The sequence below is a fragment of the bacterium genome (assembly GCA_023228325.1).
In the GTDB taxonomy this organism is placed as follows: domain Bacteria; phylum Auribacterota; class UBA6266; order UBA6266; family UBA6266; genus UBA6266.
Genome location: JALOBK010000001.1, coordinates 105,145 through 123,779, shown reverse-complemented (window position 1 = coordinate 123,779; position 18,635 = coordinate 105,145). Strand labels below are relative to the sequence as shown.

The 18,635-nt window shown below is 43.7% G+C and carries 13 protein-coding genes; all 13 read left to right on the top strand.

Annotated elements, in window-relative coordinates; all coding sequences use genetic code 11:
* Nucleotides 1–768 precede the first annotated feature (768 nt).
* Nucleotides 769–1,440 (top strand): helix-hairpin-helix domain-containing protein, encoded by a 672-nt coding sequence (locus M0R36_00605; GenBank protein ID MCK9554309.1) that lies wholly within the window; start codon nt 769–771, stop codon nt 1,438–1,440.
* A 10-nt stretch (nt 1,441–1,450) separates the two neighbouring features.
* The gene (locus M0R36_00600) at nt 1,451–3,907 is read left to right on the top strand and encodes a hypothetical protein (protein ID MCK9554308.1); all 2,457 of its coding nucleotides are present in this window, start codon (nt 1,451–1,453) and stop codon (nt 3,905–3,907) included.
* A gap of 23 nt (nt 3,908–3,930) precedes the next feature.
* On the top strand, nt 3,931–6,279 hold the full coding sequence (locus tag M0R36_00595) for a tetratricopeptide repeat protein (GenBank protein ID MCK9554307.1): 2,349 nt from the start codon (nt 3,931–3,933) through the stop codon (nt 6,277–6,279).
* A 112-nt stretch (nt 6,280–6,391) separates the two neighbouring features.
* Nucleotides 6,392–8,977: a DNA polymerase I gene (gene polA / locus M0R36_00590; protein MCK9554306.1), complete on the top strand. Its 2,586-nt coding sequence runs from the start codon at nt 6,392–6,394 to the stop codon at nt 8,975–8,977.
* A gap of 3 nt (nt 8,978–8,980) precedes the next feature.
* Nucleotides 8,981–11,005, top strand: coding sequence for a hypothetical protein (locus M0R36_00585; GenBank protein MCK9554305.1), 2,025 nt, complete (start codon nt 8,981–8,983; stop codon nt 11,003–11,005).
* Nucleotides 11,002–11,604: a dephospho-CoA kinase gene (gene coaE, locus M0R36_00580; protein ID MCK9554304.1), complete on the top strand. Its 603-nt coding sequence runs from the start codon at nt 11,002–11,004 to the stop codon at nt 11,602–11,604. Before M0R36_00585 ends, coaE begins: the two co-directional genes overlap by 4 nt.
* Nucleotides 11,605–11,749: 145 nt before the next feature.
* Nucleotides 11,750–12,973 (top strand): transcription termination factor Rho, encoded by a 1,224-nt coding sequence (gene rho, locus M0R36_00575; GenBank protein MCK9554303.1) that lies wholly within the window; start codon nt 11,750–11,752, stop codon nt 12,971–12,973.
* Nucleotides 12,974–13,077: 104 nt separating this feature from the next.
* The gene (locus tag M0R36_00570; protein ID MCK9554302.1) at nt 13,078–14,391 is read left to right on the top strand and encodes a type II secretion system protein GspG; all 1,314 of its coding nucleotides are present in this window, start codon (nt 13,078–13,080) and stop codon (nt 14,389–14,391) included.
* 23 nt (nt 14,392–14,414) lie between these two features.
* Nucleotides 14,415–15,047, top strand: a complete 633-nt coding sequence (locus tag M0R36_00565) for a hypothetical protein (GenBank protein MCK9554301.1) — start codon at nt 14,415–14,417, stop codon at nt 15,045–15,047.
* A gap of 134 nt (nt 15,048–15,181) precedes the next feature.
* Entirely contained in the window at nt 15,182–15,397 is a 216-nt protein-coding gene (gene rpmE, locus M0R36_00560; protein ID MCK9554300.1) for a 50S ribosomal protein L31, read from the top strand.
* 3 nt (nt 15,398–15,400) lie between these two features.
* Nucleotides 15,401–16,486: a peptide chain release factor 1 gene (gene prfA / locus M0R36_00555; protein MCK9554299.1), complete on the top strand. Its 1,086-nt coding sequence runs from the start codon at nt 15,401–15,403 to the stop codon at nt 16,484–16,486.
* A complete protein-coding gene (gene prmC / locus M0R36_00550) occupies nt 16,467–17,345 on the top strand; it encodes a peptide chain release factor N(5)-glutamine methyltransferase (GenBank protein MCK9554298.1) in 879 nt (292 codons plus the stop codon). Before prfA ends, prmC begins: the two co-directional genes overlap by 20 nt.
* Nucleotides 17,346–17,364: 19 nt before the next feature.
* Nucleotides 17,365–18,627: a UDP-N-acetylglucosamine 1-carboxyvinyltransferase gene (gene murA, locus M0R36_00545; protein MCK9554297.1), complete on the top strand. Its 1,263-nt coding sequence runs from the start codon at nt 17,365–17,367 to the stop codon at nt 18,625–18,627.
* Nucleotides 18,628–18,635: the final 8 nt, after the last annotated feature.

The window sequence follows — 18,635 nt, the reverse complement described above, 5'->3', positions numbered from 1 at the left end:
AAGACCAGGCCGCTTCAGCCTCTGAAGACGGACCAGGCGGCGGGTGGTGAAATCGGTTTTGGCGGTTATGACCGACTTGTGTCCGATATCGAAACATTGAAGACCAGATATTCTGATATTGATGACAGGATTGCCAGCGATCTTTTCAGCAAGGAAAGTTACAGGAAGGTTGATACCCGGATCACGGCTCCTGAAATAGTAGATACGGATAAGGACGGGATGCCTGACCAGTGGGAGAAGAAATACGGATTGAACCCGAGGAAAGCTTCCGACGCCATTGAAGATATGGATAAAGATACTTATACAAATCTTCAGGAATATCAGGCGGGCACCGACCCGACAAACCCCAGAAGCAATCCCGAAGGATTGGAATACCTGCTGCAGAGATATACTCTGCGTAATATTTCACGCGAAAACGTTTCTCTGTTGTTTATGGGATATACACAGTGGAGCCCGGAGTATCTGGACCTTCAGATTAACTGGCGTGATGTGAGCCTTTTCCCCAGGGTCTGGAGGATAAGCGAAAATCAACCCGACGCGTTTGAAGGGTTCCATTTTACCGAAGATAAATTCAATGAGATAAAAGACAGGTTGAGTGTCGGGAAACCGAGCCTTAACGCGAGCAAAATAAACAAATTCCTGATTATTCCCGAGATAGATTACACTATAGTCCAGGCAATAATAGATTATCGCGATAAAGGAATTATCAAAAATGTATCCGATGTCGCGGATATTATACAGATATCAAAAGCGGAAACGGAAATACTCATGGATAAAGTAACGGTAGAAGCTAATGTCAATAGCTTATCCCGGGATGAGTTTACCTCATTTTTAAAAGTCAGCGAAGATAACGCCGGGGAAATTGTTGAATACAGGGAAAACAACGGCTTCTTCACGGATTTGAAGGAATTCCTGAAAATTGCCAAAGTCCCGGTTTCAAGGCTGCAGGAAGTCAAAGATATTCTGTCGGCTGAACTGGACCTGAACAGCGCGGGCAAAAAGGATATCGTTAAATTCTTCGGAGATGAGCGGCTGGCTGACGCAATATTATTTTACAGGGAAACGCAGGGCCTTTTCAAAGATGAATATGATATTATTTCAAGAGGGAGAATACAGGGTTATTGGGTTGTGTCGTGTGATATAAAAATCAGGATACTGCCTCCCAGGCCCGGACGTCCCGCCGGCGAAGAAATTGATGAATCCGAAGTCGTTATACAAATGAAAGGGGATGACCCCATACTGCTGCGGAAAGGAAAAGTCACACAGGGCAAGGAATATTTTGCCCGTGTTTACGATAAAATCACAAAGAAAGAAATAATGTGGAATGCCGGGATGAATCTAAGCGATAAAAAATTGAATTTTGAGATTGTCGAAATCAGGCCGGATGAAGTAATATTAAATAAAAAAGGCGAGCAGTATATTTTAAAGTTGAAAAAATAAGGAGACTGATATGAGTATTTCCAAAAGGTCAAAAATTAAAATTATAAGTTTAGGGATGGCGATTGCTTTCGTATTGTCGGCGCAGCCTTTTGCTTTATCGCTGGATACTGAGACTGAATCGGCGTTGAGGCGGCAGGAAAGAAACATTGCCGCTGAGCACGCGGTCAGCAATGGGATAGATCTTTATAAAAATAAAGATTTTGACGGCGCAAAGATCGAGTTCTCAAAAGCTCTTCAGCTTGATCCTCAAAACAGGGATGCGCAGAAATATATGGATAGGGTAGAGAAAGAACTGGCCAAGGCCCAGACATACCTGATAAAGAACAAGTTCAAAGCCGGTGTTTCGAATTACAAAGCGAAAAATTACAAGAGGGCAGCCGAATTATTCACTGAAATCTTGAATGCGGACCCGAAATATCCCGGCGCCCAGGAATACCTGCAGAAATGCGATAACCAGATAGTCCTTATGGAGAAGCAGGCCGCATCCGATAAATATCCGGGCATTACCGTTCAGGAAATAGATCAGATTTATGAAAAAGGGAAGGTTCTTTACGAGAATTCAAGATATGAAGAGGCAAGGGACACATTTTCGGAAATCATAGCCTATAATCCCAACCATGTTCCGGCCATGAGATACATCGATGCCTGTAATGAAAAAATCCGGACCATAGTTGATGACAACCAGATAACCCTGAATAAGGAAGAAATGATAACCCTGAGAAAATCATGGTTCCCGAAGAAAGATTACGGCAAAGAGGAAATACCCGAGGGCCTTGATGAGGAAAAACCCAGAGAAATGAGCGCTGAAAGGGAAAAAATAGAAAAAGAATTAGACCAGATAATTCCTTTGATTGATTTTACGAATGCTCATCTGAGGGATTTGATCACTTCTCTTTCGGGTATGAGCGGCGTGAACATTATCCTCGATGAAAGCGTTTTTCCTACACAAAAATCCCCGGAAGAAGTGATACTTGAGGGAGATATGACCGCGGAACAGCTGCTTGAAGATAAAGATGCCCAGGAACTTGCGGAACTTGAAGCCCTGCTTGCCGAGGAAGTAGGAGAAACAGATGTAACAGAAACAGAGACAGTTGAAAAAGGAACAGGCGAAACAGTTTTTGATGATACCATCACTATTTCCCTGAGGAATATACCTTTAAGGGAAGCGTTGAAATATATTGTTAAAGCCAAAGGCCTGAAATACAGGGTTGATGATTATGCGGTGGTTATTTCTACCCCTGAAAACCTTACCGAAGAACAGATGGAGACAAAATACTATCATCTTAAGAGCGGAACGGGCGCTTTCACTTCATTTATACATACTGAAGGGGATTCTGAAGCGGGAGAAAAGAACGTGATGGGCGGTAATGTTTCAACCGAACAGATGTCCATTAAAGATGTTCTTGAGCAAAGCGGGGTGCCGTGGCCGGAGGGGAGCAAGATATTCCTGCATGAGAGAACAAGCACGCTTATCGCGAGGAATACCCCGACTAATCTTGCGATAATAGATGATATTTTAAGGGTATTGGATGTTACGGCGCTGCAGGTGGAAATTGAAGCTAAATTCCTTGACCTTAATGAAGTTGACGCATCGGAACTCGGGCTTGAATGGATGCTTACCAATGACTGGCACCTGACAACCGACGGGCAGGGCAGGGGCGTAACCATGGATGCCAACTCTCTTTTTCCGGCGAATATACCCGCCACTAATAAGATTGCGGCAGGCCCCGGTTTCGGACAATATCCCGGCGGCGCGTCATCGGGTTACGGCATAACGCGCGGCTTAAGGTTCCTTCAGGATACAACGGGGAACCCGCTCGGTAATGTGCTGAGCCTTTCCGGTGTTTTGACGAGCCCGGAGTTTCAGATCGTAATACATGCCCTTTCCCAGGACGGCCGCGCCGATGTGCTTTCGTCGCCGAGAGTCGTAACGCTTAATAACCAGGAAGCCACGATCAGGGTTGTAACTGAACTCATATATCCTACCGAGTATGAGATTACTCCTCCCACATGGGATGATACAGGCGCGGAAATCACGTCCGCCGGTGTTGCCCCGGGAGGTTTTGAAACACGCGAAATAGGAGTTATACTTAAGGTAATACCTAATGTCGGCGCCGATAATAAAACGATAAACCTTGCGATTATTCCAGAGGTGAGCGAATTAAGCGATTGGATTAATTACGGTATCATCGGGTACAATGTTGATTTGCCCCAGCCTGTAATATCCACAAGGCTGGTTACCACCAATGTAATTATAAATGACGGGGAAACCATAGTTTTGGGCGGTTTAATGAGAGAGACGGCGCAGGAAACGGATGATAAAGTGCCGATACTCGGAGATATTCCTTTCCTTGGCAGGCTTTTTAAAAATGAAACGGAATCGAACAGCAAGAGAAACCTTATTATATTTGTAACTGCAAATCTGCTCACGCCTACCGGCGAGGCATTTGCTGCGGAGCAGGAATAATCATGAAAAAGGGAGATAATATCATGAATACAGCAATAAAAAATTCGCTGGTACTAGCGGTTATTATGATCTTTATAGCATCTGCGGCAGGTTTGGGTTTTGCTCAGGTTGACAGCCGGACCCTGATGGAAGCGGAAAGGCTTGCCAATGAGCACGCAAGGGAGCTTGAGTTGGAAAATCAGGTGAGAAAAGCCGAAGTGGAACGGCATATGCAGGCCGCGGCTGATTATGAGGACCGCGGGATGCTTATTGAGGCCAAGGCGGAATACGAGCAGGTTCTGGGAATTGAACCCGGCAATAAAGACGCGAAAGTCAGGTTGTCAAAGCTTGATTCCGGCATAGAAAAAGCCATGAAAAGGGAAATTTCCGGTAAATTGTCCAAAGGCGTAAATGAATATAAAAAAGGGAATTATGCCGATGCGGTCAATATTTTTGAGGATGTGATAGATAAAGATCCGAGCAATAAACAGGCTATAAAATATATGGCAAAGTCAAGAGCGGCGCTGTCTGCGGAAAGCGAATTCGGAGTAGAAGAAGTAACCGTAGAGGGCGAAAAAATCGTGCTGGATAATATTCAGAAATCAGACCAGCTTTACGCCGAAGGATATTTATATTTTAAAGACCGGAGATATGAGGAATCTATCCCATTCTTTGAAAAAGCGCTTGAATTGAATCCCGACCACGCCAATGCCGCGAGACATCTTAAGATGTCTCTTGCCAATGTCAGGCAGACCACAGACAAGATATGGGATGATGAGAAGGATGTTTATTTTAACCAGGTGGGAGAACACTGGATGGTTAAAAAGAAAATGATAGGCGACGACAAAACTTATAAAAAAGTATCTGAATCCGAACAGGAAAGAAAATCTGCCGCAAAACTGAAGATGGAAAAGGAGCTTGAACAGGTTGTCCCTTCAATCAAGCTTAAAGACGCTAACCTTAAATACGTAGTCAAGCACCTTTCCGGTTTGAGCGGCGTCAATATACTTCTTGACCCGGCCGCCCAGGGAATGGAGGATCAGACCATAACAATTTCTCTTACCGATATCCCTCTTATGGAAGCCATAAAATATATTGTAAGGGCAAAAGGGCTGGTTTACAGGATTGACGATTACGCGGTGATAATTACCGACGCGGCGAACGTTTCAGATGAAGAAATGGAAACAAGGTATTACCAGCTGTCTTCCGGCGTCACAAGCGGTTCGACATTTACTACGAGTTTTGCCGAAGAAGCCGGGGAAACTACTACAATGGGAAGCGCGGCGGGAGTTGAATCGACAAAGACAATACAGGATGTCCTTGAGGAATCGGGTGTTCCTTTCCCCGACGGGAGCAAGATATTCCTTGATAAAAGGACAGGTATCCTTATCGTAAGGAATACCCCGAGAAACCTGAGTATAATCGAAGATGTCCTTCAGAAACTCGATATTGTTCCTTATCAGGTTGAGATTGAATCTAAGTTTGTTGAATTGACCGAAGATACGGCAAAAGAACTTGGTATTGAATGGATGCTGACAGACCAGATGACTTTATTCAAGCAGCATGACAAGAAACTGGTAGCGGACCCGAGGCCGTGGGCCGATTCCATCGGTAATCCGGAATTCGGGCAGTATGGCGCGAATTGGGGCAGGGAAGGCGTGACAAAGGGTGTAAGATTTCTCGAAGATACAACGGGAGAACCCTCGGGCAACATAATGAAAATATCAGCCGTACTGGGGGTTGCCGAATTCTCGGCAATACTGCATGCGCTGGATCAGAAAGGCGATGTAAACGTTCTCTCTTCACCGAGAGTTACGACGGTTAACAACAGCCAGGCTCAGATAAAGGTTGTAGATGAGATAATTTATCCTACCGAGTTTGAAATAACTCCTCCTTCGACCAACGATGCGGGAACGGTTATTACACCCGCGGTTATTATTCCGAGCGCTTTTGAAACCAGGGAAATCGGGATTTTACTCAGCGTGATACCTACTGTAGGTAATGACAAGAAAACAATAACCCTTGCGATGATACCCGAAGTGAGCGACCTTACCGGGTGGATTAACTACGGAACAACAGCCCTTCCCGCAAGACAGCCGACTTTTCAGACCAGGAATGTAAGCACAAGCGTGGTTGTCAATGACGGGGATACGGTTGTTATGGGCGGACTTATCAGGGAAGAAAAAACAGGGACGGATGATAAAGTGCCTATTATAGGGGATATCCCTCTTCTGGGAAGGCTTTTCAGGAATGAGACCCAGTCTAACCAGAAGATGAATCTTATTATATTCGTGACCGCAAAATTGATTACTCCGCGCGGCGACCTTCTCAGGGAATATATGGGTGAAACGGAAGAAAGCAGCGTTGATTTAAAACCGCTTGTAAAACAATAAATCTTTAAAATTATAATACTTGCCGGCCGGAGTCGGGCCGGCAAGTTCATAAATCTCACTTCTATCCAATGGATGAAACAGTTAGTTTAATCTGATCGGAAAAATCCGTATTATGCGCGACAAAGTTTTTTTGATGATTGATGGAATGTCATTCGTTTACCGCGCGTTTTACGCCATAAGGGATTTAAAAACAGCTTCCGGTTTTCCGACAAACGCGATTTTCGGATTTGTGAATATGTTTGAAAGGCTCCTGAAGGATTACCCGCCCGATTATATCGCCGTTGCTTTCGATACAAAAGAACCGACATTCAGGCATAAGAAGTATGAGGAATATAAAGCTACAAGAAAACCCATACCTGATGACCTCATACCTCAGATCGGCCCCATAAAACAGGTTTTAAAAGCATATAATATAAAGATATTCGAGTGTCCCGGTTATGAAGCCGACGATATTCTCGCCACTTTGGCGAAGAAAAGTTCATCGGCGGGCGTCAGGGCCTTAATCGCGACGGGTGATAAAGATATGCTGCAGCTTGTAGACGGCAAAAATATATTCGTCCTGTCTCCCGGAATCAAGGAGAACATCCTTTATGACCCTGATAAAGTCTTGGAAAAATTCGGAGTAAATCCCGAAAGGATACTGGATCTGCTGTCTCTGGCGGGAGACGCTTCGGATAATATACCGGGTGTTCCGGGTATCGGTATTAAAACGGCGCGGGAGCTCTTAAACAATTTCGGTTCACTGGATGATATCCTTAATAATATAGATAAGATAAAAAGTCCTTCGAAGCAGAGAATATTCAGGGATAACGGAGATAAAGCGCTGTTTTCGAGGGATTTGATCCGGATTGATAAAGATATTCCCATTGAGTTTGATTTTTCCGAATGTTCCCTGACCGAGCCGGATAAAAGTTTACTTTCAACCCTTTTCCGGCAATATGAGTTTAAGAAGCTGGCGGAAAGATACGGGACGCGCCGGGATGAGCATAAAGACTGTAAATCGCTGTCATCTCCGGAAGAGATATTGCAGTATCTGGAAAGTTGCAGGGGACTTGAAAAAATATATTTTAAGACCCTGAGAGATAAATCGGATAAATTTACCGTATTATGTATGTATAACACGCTTACAGACCCTGTATCATTTGCGCTTGGCGGCAGCGCCGGGGAACCGGTAACCAGGGCGGTCAGGGGTATTTTAGAAAGCGGAAAAATAAAAAAAACGGGCTTTGGTTTAAAAAACGATATTATCGAGTTAAGAAAATCCGGTATCGGGCTTAACGGGATAGAATCCGATGTTGAAATTGCGGCTTATGTGTTAAACCCCTCATTAAAAAGTTATTCCATAGACAGCATAATGTTCAAATATATGCCGGAGAAGGCATTAATCCCGGGAGAATCGGGAGATGCCGCGTACTGTTGTTTATGCCTTGAATTGCTGCCGGAGCTGAGTGATGTCATGTCATGCCTGATTAAAGAAGAAAAAATGACCGGATTATACAAAGATATCGAGTTGAAAATAATACCGGTTCTTGCGGATATGGAATCCGAGGGGATAAGGATAGACAGGAATATTTTAAAGGATTTATCCGCCGAAATGAAAACAGAAGTAGGTGTCTTAAAGAAGAAAATTTTTGGCCTCTCGGGCCGGGAATTCAATATTAATTCGACAAAACAGCTTGGCAAGGTGCTTTTTGAGGATATGGGACTTCCGATATCGAGAAAAACCAAGACCGGTTTTTCCACAGACGATAAAGTACTTGAAGAACTTGAAAACAGGCATCCTGTTGTCGAACATATAAGAAGATACAGGGTGCTGACAAAACTTATCTCGACTTATATTGACGCCTTGCCGGAGCTGGTGGATGCCTCGGACAGGCTTCATACGACATTTAATCAGACCGGCACAGCGACAGGCCGTTTAAGTTCAAGCAATCCAAACCTCCAGAATATACCCGTCAAAACAGAAGACGGTAAAAAAATCCGGAAAGCATTTATTCCGAGAGAGGGCTGGCTGCTTCTTTCCTGTGATTATTCACAGATTGAATTAAGGGTGCTGGCCCATTTATCCGGCGACGAGAAATTGCTTAAGGCGTTCAAAGACGGGATGGATATACATGCTTACACGGCCGCTTTGATAAATGATATCGACATTAAAGATGTTACGGATGAGCTCAGGCAGTCCGCAAAGGCTGTGAACTTCGGTATAATATACGGTATAAGCTCCTTCGGACTTTCGAAAAATTCCGGCATAGCCAGGAAAACAGCTTCGGAATTCATTGAAAATTATTATGCGAGATATAAAAGAGTCAAAGACTTTATTGATGAGGTTATTAAAACGGCTGAGCAACAGGGTTTTGTAAATACTATTTCAGGAAGAAAAAGATATATTGCCGAGTTTAAATCCTCAAATCCGAGAGAGAGGAACTTTGCCGGGAGAATAGCCGTAAATACAAAAATACAGGGTTCAGCCGCCGATATTATAAAAGCGGCGATGGTGAAGGTCTCCGCTTTAATAAAAGGCAAGGAATTAAGCTCAAGAATGATATTGCAGGTCCATGACGAACTGATATTCGAAGCGCCTCCCATCAAAGCCGAGACGGTTAAAGAGGAAGTGAGAAATATCATGGAAAATATATTTCCGTTAAATGTTCCGCTTAAAGTAAGTATGTCCTGCGGCAATAACTGGGCGGATATCTGATATATGGACAAGAATAAATCAGGGATAAGGACGGTTATCATCGTAGTTTTGCTGACCGTCATTTATTTTGCCGGAGTGTTTCTCAGGCTGGAATACCGCCTGTTCAGCGAGAATAAATACGGAAGAGAATTGCCGTTTACCCTTGAGAGCCCCCTGCTTTTCAAATATGCGGATATGCTTGCGTCTGGCTGTGATATTCCCGATACGGATTTCAGCGTCCAATACCCCGAGGGGTTAAATGTAAAAAAAGACCTTTCGACAGGCGGTGATTTTATTCCGGCCGCGGTATACAGGTACTTTAAACCGGATGTTTCATTTCAGCGGTTTATAAGGATATTTTTCCCCGTATTTTACTGCCTGGGAATATTCGGTATTTTTTTCGCGGCGAAAAACCTGCTTGGCAACAGTGAATCCGGACTGCTGGCATCGGCAGTCTACGCGTTTTCGCTGATGTCCGTTATACGTTCTTCGGGTGTTGAGTTTTCAAGGGAAAATTTCGCGTTACCTTTTATATGTGTTCATCTGGGGTTTGTTTCCGCTTATATAAATAAGCCTTCCGCGCTCTATGCCCTTATATCGGCTGCCGCACTGGCCGCCGCGCACGTTTTCTGGGATATGACTCAGTTATACCTGTCCATATGGGTGATTATAGCCACGGGATATTTGTTCCGGGGAAAGGACATTGACAGATATAAACCGATAATCCTGTTTAGTGTGATTGCTGTTTTTTACGCCGGTATCTCCTCCCCTTACCTCAGGTCTCACGGTTTTTTATGCTCTTTTCCAATGGTTGCCTTATATTTACTCGGATTTTTTGCGATGTTAAGCGGCAAAATAAAGTTTCTTGCAAAAAAACAATTACTTGTTATAATATGGATAAGTTTATATGTCATATCCAGTGTTGTATCCTTGTATGGCTCGGATTATGGGAGTATTTATTCAAATTTCATTTCCTTGTTTTTTGAAAAAATAAAGAATACGAATCAAATTCCGTCTGACCCTTCACAGTTAACCTGGGATGTAAGAATATTGTGGACTCCGGCTCTTGATTCTGTCGGTTTCAGGGGTGCTTTAAGGTATTTTGGTGTTACCGGTTTTATTTTTCTTTTGGGTTTCTGCAGGCTAATCTATAATGTGTTTAAAAATCGCTTTATGAACCTGTTATTTTTAATTCCTTTTGTCCTGATGTGTTTTGTAATGTTTGTTCTTTTCAGGAGACTGTATGTATTCCTTATTATTCCGGTGTCGGTCATATGCGGTTGTCTTATTGCGGGTTCGGATAAAAAATATATGAGAAGGTTGATCCTGGCGTTCTTCCTCATTGTCAGCGTAACTGAGGCTTCCAGGGTGTATGCGTGCAGGCACCGGTGGGTAAGGGATATTGACTACGCGGCTTATGAAGATATCCTTATGTGGTCAGAAAAAGCTACGCCTGAAGATTCGGTGATCCTTGCCAATTTCACAATATGCCCGGGATTGAACTATTACGGGAAAAGAAAGATAGTTTTTCATCCGAAATTTGAAAATCCGGTATTGAGAAATAAAATATTTGATTACGGCGAAGCTCTTTTCAGCAACAACGAATCGGATTTTCTTATGTTATGCGACAGGTATTCCGTTGATTATTATGTGTTTACAAGAGGCACTTACTCTACTGAAGGCCCTTATTCGATGAGGTATATATGGAATGTCAGGGAAAACCGCCCGGAGTGTATTGCGTCCAAATTTGAGAGATATGATGTTGTGCCTTTCGGATTTGTTCCTGTTTATGACAATGGTATATACAAGGCATACCGTTATATCAACAGCGAAGAAATGAAAAATGCCGAGGAGCATACAAGTAAAGGCATGCTTTTTTTGAAAAGCGGCGATGAAAATTCTGCCGAAAACTCTTTTAAAAAAGCGTTAAGTATATATCCTTTGTATAAACCCGCGGCTTTCCAGCTTGGCAGATTATATATGCGGACCGGGAAAATCGACGAAGGGCTTGAACTCATCAAAAATTCCAAAGAGATGCTGTTTGAATGAAAATAGCCATTACAGGCGGTATATGTACGGGGAAAACATTCATCGGCGGCATACTTAAAGATATGGGTTTTAATATAATCGATGCGGATATCATATCCGGAAAAGCGGCGGAGCGCCGGAGCAAGCAGATAACCGGGTGTTTTAAAGGCAGGTGTCTTTCCGGGAACGGCAGTATCGACAGGAAAAAACTTGCGCGGATAATATTTAATTCCGAAAAAGACAGGAAAGCGCTTGAAAAAATACTCCACCCTGAAATAATTTCCGTAATGAAAAGCAGGATGGATAAATACCGGAAGGAAGGAAAAAAGTTTGTTGTTGTCGCCCCGCTGGTATATGAAGCCGGACTGGAGAATATGTTCGATAAAATTATTTTGCTGTCCTGCCCGGAAAAACTGCAAATCGACAGGGTTGTTAAAAGGGATAAAATCAGCCGTGATGATGCGTTAAAAATAATTAAAGTTCAGCTGTCCGGCGCTGAGAAAAGGGCAAAAGCTGACTATATTATAGATACTTCAAAAAATAAAGGCGAAACAGAAAAACAGGTAAAACAGATTTTCAATAAACTATTTAAGGAGGATGTAAATGGGCAGGGTAACTAGACCAAAGGAAGAAGATGTTCAGGGCATGAAAAAGGAAAATTCGAAGGAAGAAACTCCATCGGCGACAAATGCTCAACCCGATTCAAGAAACGGAAAAGACCCCGGAAGGTCAGGTGACGAGCTGAATATCGTATCCCTTCAGAAAATGACATTGCCTCAATTGAATAAAATCGCGAAGCAGCTTAATATCGAAGGCCTCGGCACTTTAAAGAAACATCAGCTTATATTCGAAATACTGAAAGCCAGGGCGCGGGCTAACGGGTTGATGTTCGGAGAAGGAGTCCTTGAAATCCTTCCTGACGGTTTCGGTTTCCTGAGATCGCCGAATTATAATTATCTGCCGTGTCCCGAAGATATTTATGTTTCGCCGTCACAGATAAGAAGGTTCGACCTTCAGACGGGGGATATGGTTTCGGGCCAGATAAGGCCGCCTAAAGATAAAGAAAAATATTTTGCGCTGCTTAAAGTGGAGGCCGTAAACCATGAAGATCCCGATAAAGCCAAGGATAAAATACTGTTTGATAACCTGACTCCGCTTTATCCTTTAAAGCGTTTTATCCTTGAAACAAAATCCGAAAATGTATCCATGAGAGTTATGGATATATTAACTCCCCTCGGGCGGGGACAGAGGGGATTGATTGTCGCCCCTCCCAGGACAGGTAAAACCATGCTGCTTCAGGCAATTGCCAACAGCGTAACGACAAATACCCCGGAAGCGAAATTAATTGTCCTTCTGATAGATGAAAGGCCGGAAGAAGTTACGGACATGGAGCGCACGGTAAGAGGGGAAGTCATAAGTTCGACGTTTGATGAACCGCCCGAAAGACATATTCAGGTCGCGGAGATAGTTATAGAAAAAGCGAAAAGACTGGTAGAACACAAGCACGATGTTGTTATCCTCCTGGACAGCGTTACGCGGTTAGCCCGGGCTTATAACACTGTCCAGCCTCACAGCGGAAGGATCCTTACGGGGGGGCTTGATTCCAATGCTCTTCATAAGCCAAAGAGGTTTTTCGGAGCCGCCCGCAATATTGAGGAAGGCGGAAGCCTGACTATCATAGCCACCGCGCTTATTGATACCGGAAGCAAAATGGACGAAGTGATATTCGAAGAGTTTAAAGGAACCGGCAATATGGAACTTCATCTTGACAGGAGGCTTGTAGACAAGAGGGTGTTCCCCGCGATCGATATCGAAAGGTCCGGCACAAGAAAAGAAGAACTGCTCTTCCATGAAGATGAACTTAAGCGGATATGGCTTTTAAGGAAAGCCCTTCAGGGGATGAATCCGGTAGAATGTATGGAACTGATAATCAATAAGTTGAGGAAGACCCAGAGCAACGCCGAATTTCTTCTTTCTATTAACGGTTAATCATCGTTGACCACGGTGGTTATTTATGGTAATTTATTATATCTGTAGATATGTTGTCATATAAGGTGATTTCTGTAGAAAGTTCTTAATCATGGGAGATTATTATGAGGCCGTTTTCCGGAAAAAAGGGTTTTAGTATTACGGAATTGCTTGTGGTTGTTGGAATTATAATTATTATCGCGGGCCTTTTACTGCCGGTTCTTCTGAGGTCAAGGCACAGGGCGAATGAAACCGGTATTCCTGTTGACTTAAACCAGCTTAGAGCGGCTCTGGAAATGTATTATTCGGACTGGGGCACTTATCCTTACGGCGCAAATGCCGATATGGTATTGTGCCTGGGCGGCGGCTACTTCGCGTTTTCATCCGAGGCTATTCAGGACGGGCTTATCATTGACGCGAACGGAGTTCCTTATATCTACAAATATCCCGGTGATAATCAGGAAGGCAGATATGACCTTTACTCGGCATCAACCGACTTGCCCGGCGTAAATATTACGGCTCCGACCACAGCCGGTATTACGGGTGGAGTGGATATAACCGCTCCGTCAGCGGGGCATGGCGCGGGCGGTTCTTCCGGAAGAGGCGGTTCTGAGGGAAGCGAGGATGATCAAAAAGGATCACAGGGTTCCGAAGCGTCAGAGGAGGAAAAACACTGGCTGGAAGGAGCCAGCAGTTTAATTAGAAACGCGCTCCTTGATGTCATAAAGGACCATGAGTGGGCAAGCATATATTATGAACTTTTAAAAAATAACAATATAGTCCCTGTCTTCGGAGATGCTGACGGTGCTGTCGCTTATTATGATTCTGCGGCTGACGAAATTGTAATTGATAACGCATATGAAAACTCGGATAAGTATATAATAGCAACGATTATTATTCATGAGGCGACGCATGCGGGACAGAATGCCCTTCATCCGGCAAACCCAACAAATTATAACGGCCCCACTCTCCAGCAAAGAATCGATTCTTTAATCGATATTTGGGCGTATATAGAAGCAAATGACACAGAGGTTGGATATAGCGCTGTCCAGATAGCGAACTGCGCGGCTACCGCGCAGATTGAATTTCTCGCATGGTGGAATGAAGCTCATTTCTGGATGGATGGCGCAAGATATAATTCCAGTTCCGAGACTACAGGTTATGATGTGTGTGACTCGGCGGCGCAGCTTATCTGGGGCGCCGGGCTTCCTTACGGCAATGAAGACATTGCCAGCGTGGATGATATAAATTACGGAGACTATATAGATAAAGGTGAAACAGAAAGCCTGCCCGCTGATTACGAGGATATAATTGATATATTGGGTTGGACTTCATATCCTGATTTATTGCCAAGCAGTGAAGATCCTCAGTATTTTTGTTATCCCGAGTTAAAAAATATGGCTTGGGATGTTGATACAAGCGTGATAACTTATAATTAGTGTATATATAAAGGAGATATATCGTGAAAAAAAAATATATTTTTACGATAATTTTAGCGGTTGGTTTACCTGTATTAGTTATGAGCATTGATGTGTTTGCTAAAAATAATATTAATGCGATAATACCGGAAAACGCTGACGGGACCAGGAAAATCAGCCAGGAAAGGTTTGAAACTGTGGAAAAATTTATAAGGAAAGAAATTTTGCTCAGCGGTTTAACTATGAAAATGGACGTTCCTTCGAACTGGGTTTCATCCCCCGGAAAATTTACAGAAAGGTCAGTGAAGTCTTTTTCCATAGCCGGCCCGAGGAATGTTGATAACACTTACACTGTCAATTTGAGGGTTAAGGTTTATCCCGCGGGAAAGTTTGACGGGATTGAAGATATGATGGATAATATCTCCGGCAAGACTGATTCAAGAGATATTACGGTAAGCGGGATATCCGCAAAAGAGGTATTTTCTGAAAACAGCGTTTCTTTGCCGCTGTATTCCGTGAATGACAGAACAACCGATATTCTCACGGTTTGCGCCGGATTTGAAGTGGGTAAAGATATTGTCCAGATAAAATATTCCGCGGATAAGAGAGATTTTTACGAATACAAAAAAGTTTACGACAGGATTGTGGGTTCGCTGGAAGTCTCTTCAGGCAAATAGGTTATAGAAAATTATTTACTCATGAAATTAATCGGCTGATTAGTCCCGCGCCGATTAATTTTTTTCAGGGCCGGATATCTCTTGACAGATAAAGTATAATGAACGTTTAAATTAGATATTGGGAGGATTTAAAAGTGAAAAAGAATATACATCCGAAATATTCAGATTCAACTATAACATGCGCGTGCGGAGAAGTGATACACACCCGCTCTACCAGGCCGGAGATTCATATTGGTATATGTTCGAAATGCCATCCTTTCTTTACCGGTAAGGAAAAACTTATGGACGCTGCCGGAAGAGTAGAGAAATTCATGAAGAAGTACGGCAAGAAAAAAGGCGGAGAAGCATAATCCGTGCATGAAAGTCTCGAATTATTCAGGAAGAAGCTTTCTGAACTCGAAGATAAGCTGAGCGATAACTCTCTGATTTCCGATACAAAGAAGTATGCTGAAACAGCCAGGGAACATTCCCGTATTTCACAGATAGTATCAACAGGTCTTCGCCTGGAAAAGGTATTAGCCGATTTGAAGTCTGCGGAAGAAGTCATGGATTCGGATAATGCCGATGAAGATTTAAGGCAGCTCGCAAATCAGGAATTATCCGAACTGGAAATCAGAAAATCACAGCTTGAGAAAGAATATAACTTTCTGCTCATACCCCCCGAACCCAATGACAGCAAGAATACAATTGTCGAGATAAGAGCGGGGACGGGCGGTGAGGAAGCCGCCCTTTTCGCATCCGATATTACGAGAATGTATATGCGTTATGCCGAGGCCAAGGGATGGAAAGTGGAGATTTTAAGTTCCAGCGAAACTGAAAAGCAGGGTTTTAAAGAAATAGTTTTTTTGCTTGAAGGCGGCAACGTATATAAACAGATGAAGTATGAAGGGGGAGTTCACAGGGTTCAAAGGGTTCCGGAGACCGAAGCGAGCGGTCGAATACATACCTCAGCGATAACAGTCGCTATCCTGCCGGAAGCCGAGGAGATAGATGTCAAAATCAACCCGGAAGATTTACGTATTGATACCTTCAGGGCCGCCGGCGCAGGGGGGCAGCACGTCAATAAAACCGAGTCAGCCGTAAGAATCACTCATATTCCCACCGGAATAGTCGTTTCATGCCAGGATGAAAAGTCACAGCACAAAAACAAAGCCAAGGCGATGAAAGTTTTAATGGCCAGGGTTTATGATAAATTGCAGGAAGAAGAGAACAGCAAGCGCGCTTCCCAGAGGAAAACAATGGTTGGATCGGGCGACAGGAGCGCGAAAATCCGGACATATAATTTTCCCCAGAACAGGGTCACTGACCACAGGATTAACCTTACCCTGTATGACCTTGAGAGCATTATGAACGGGGATTTAAACGAGCTTATAGATAAATTGATTGAAAAAGATTACGAAGAGAAAATGAAAAATCTTCATGAAAACTCCAAAGGATGAGGTTTCCCGCAGTATCGGCTCGGCTCTCAAGCTGACAAGTGATGAATTGGCCCGGCGAAATATTCCAAACCACTTGAAAAAAGCGGAATGGTTAATTGAAAACATTACAGGCATGGACCGGGCGTTTATATACCTCGAAAAAAACAGGACACTTTCCCAAAAGCAGGTATCACAGTTAAAAAAATATCTCAGAAAAGCGGCAAGAGGAGTTCCCGTACAATATATTACAAAACAGGCTTTTTTTTACGGCCTGGAATTTAAAATGGAAAAGGGTGTTTTTATACCGAGGCCTGAAACGGAATTGCTTGTGGAAAAAACCCTGGAAATTATCGCTTTTTCATATAAAAAACCCGTTGTTTATGATATTTGCTGCGGTTGCGGAGCGGCCGCTGTCGCTGTTGCGAAAAACTCGGATGCGGCTGTTTTCGGTACGGATATATCATCGAAAGCTATAAAGTGCGCCATTTCAAACGCGAATTCGATTTTGCCCCGGGGGAAAGTTAAATTTTTTAAAGGGGATTTATTCAACCCTTTGCGGGCGAACAAGATCTGTCCCGCGGATGTAATCGTCGCTAATCCTCCCTATGTTTCAAAAAAGGAGAGGGAAGATGTTGATAAATATGTCCTGAAATATGAACCGGGTAAAGCCTTGTGGGCGGGAAATGGCGGTATGGAGTTTTACAGGCGCATAATACAGGAGGCGCGCTTTTTTTTAAAAAAGGGCGGGCGCCTTATCTGTGAAATAGGTTATAATCAGGCTGAAAAGATAAGCGATATCGCGGTAAGAAACGGTTTTTACGGTGTTCATATTATAAAAGATTATAACGCCAAAGACAGAATAGCCTGCTTTAGATATTAAGACCGGAAAGGAATAAAAGATGGATGTTTTTATTATTAAAGGAGGAAATACCCTGAGCGGCGAAGTTTCAGTGTCCGGCGCAAAGAATTCCGCTCTGCCCGTAATGGCGGCTTCTATTTTAGCGGATTCGCCGTGTGAAATTCAGGGTGTGCCGGAAATCAAGGATATTTCCACCATGGCGGAAATTTTAACTTGTATCGGAGCAAAAGTATCCGCGGAAGCCGGAACACTGAAAATAGATCCTTCAGGCATAAATAATTATACGGCTCCATATGATTTGGTAAAGCAGATGAGGGCTTCCATCGCGGTTTTAGGCCCGATGCTGGGCAAATTCGGGAAAGCGAGAGTATCGCATCCCGGAGGCTGTGTTATAGGGCCCAGGCCTGTAGATCTTCACCTGAAAGGGCTGAGTGAACTTGGAAGTAAAATAAAGATTGAACACGGATATATCCATGCGGAGACATCCGGATTAGTCGGAGCTGATATTTTTCTGGGAGGAAGGTTCGGTTCCAGCGTACTTGCTACCGCGAATATTATGATGGCCGCCGTTAAGGCTGAGGGTAATACTGTTATTGAAAGCGCGGCCTGTGAACCCGAGGTAGTGGATCTTGGAAATTTTCTGGTTAAAATGGGAGCAAACATAATCGGCCTGGGTTCCCCAAGGATTATTATTAAAGGCGTTAAAAGCCTTAAAGGCGTTTCTCACAGAATTATCCCCGACAGGATTGAGGCGGGCACTTTTATCATCGCGGGCGCTTTATGCGGCAAAAAACTTGTTGTTAAAAATGCGTTGTCGGGACACATGAAGGCGTTGCTGGATATTTTACAGAAATCGGGCGTGAAATTTGATATCGGCAATAATGACATTACCGTCACAGCAACAGGAAAAAGAGATCCTGTGGATGTTATTACGATGAGCTATCCGGGGTTCCCGACCGATCTGCAGGCGCAGATGACGACGCTTATGTGTATAACCCCGGGTATAAGCATTATTACGGAGAAAATATATCCGGAAAGGTTTATGCATGTGCCCGAGTTAAACAGAATGGGGGCAAAAATACACAGGGAGGCGTCGAGTACAATCGTAGCCGGTGTTAAAAGTCTCAGCGGCGCGCCCGTTATGGCTTCTGACCTGAGAGCCAGCGCTTCGCTTGTGTTGGCCGGCCTTATCGCCGAAGGGGAAACGGTTATTTCCAGGGTTTACCACATTGACAGGGGTTATGAAGATATAGAGACCAAGTTAGTTAAGCTCGGGGCGGATATCAGGAGAATAAGGGAATAGGAAAGCAG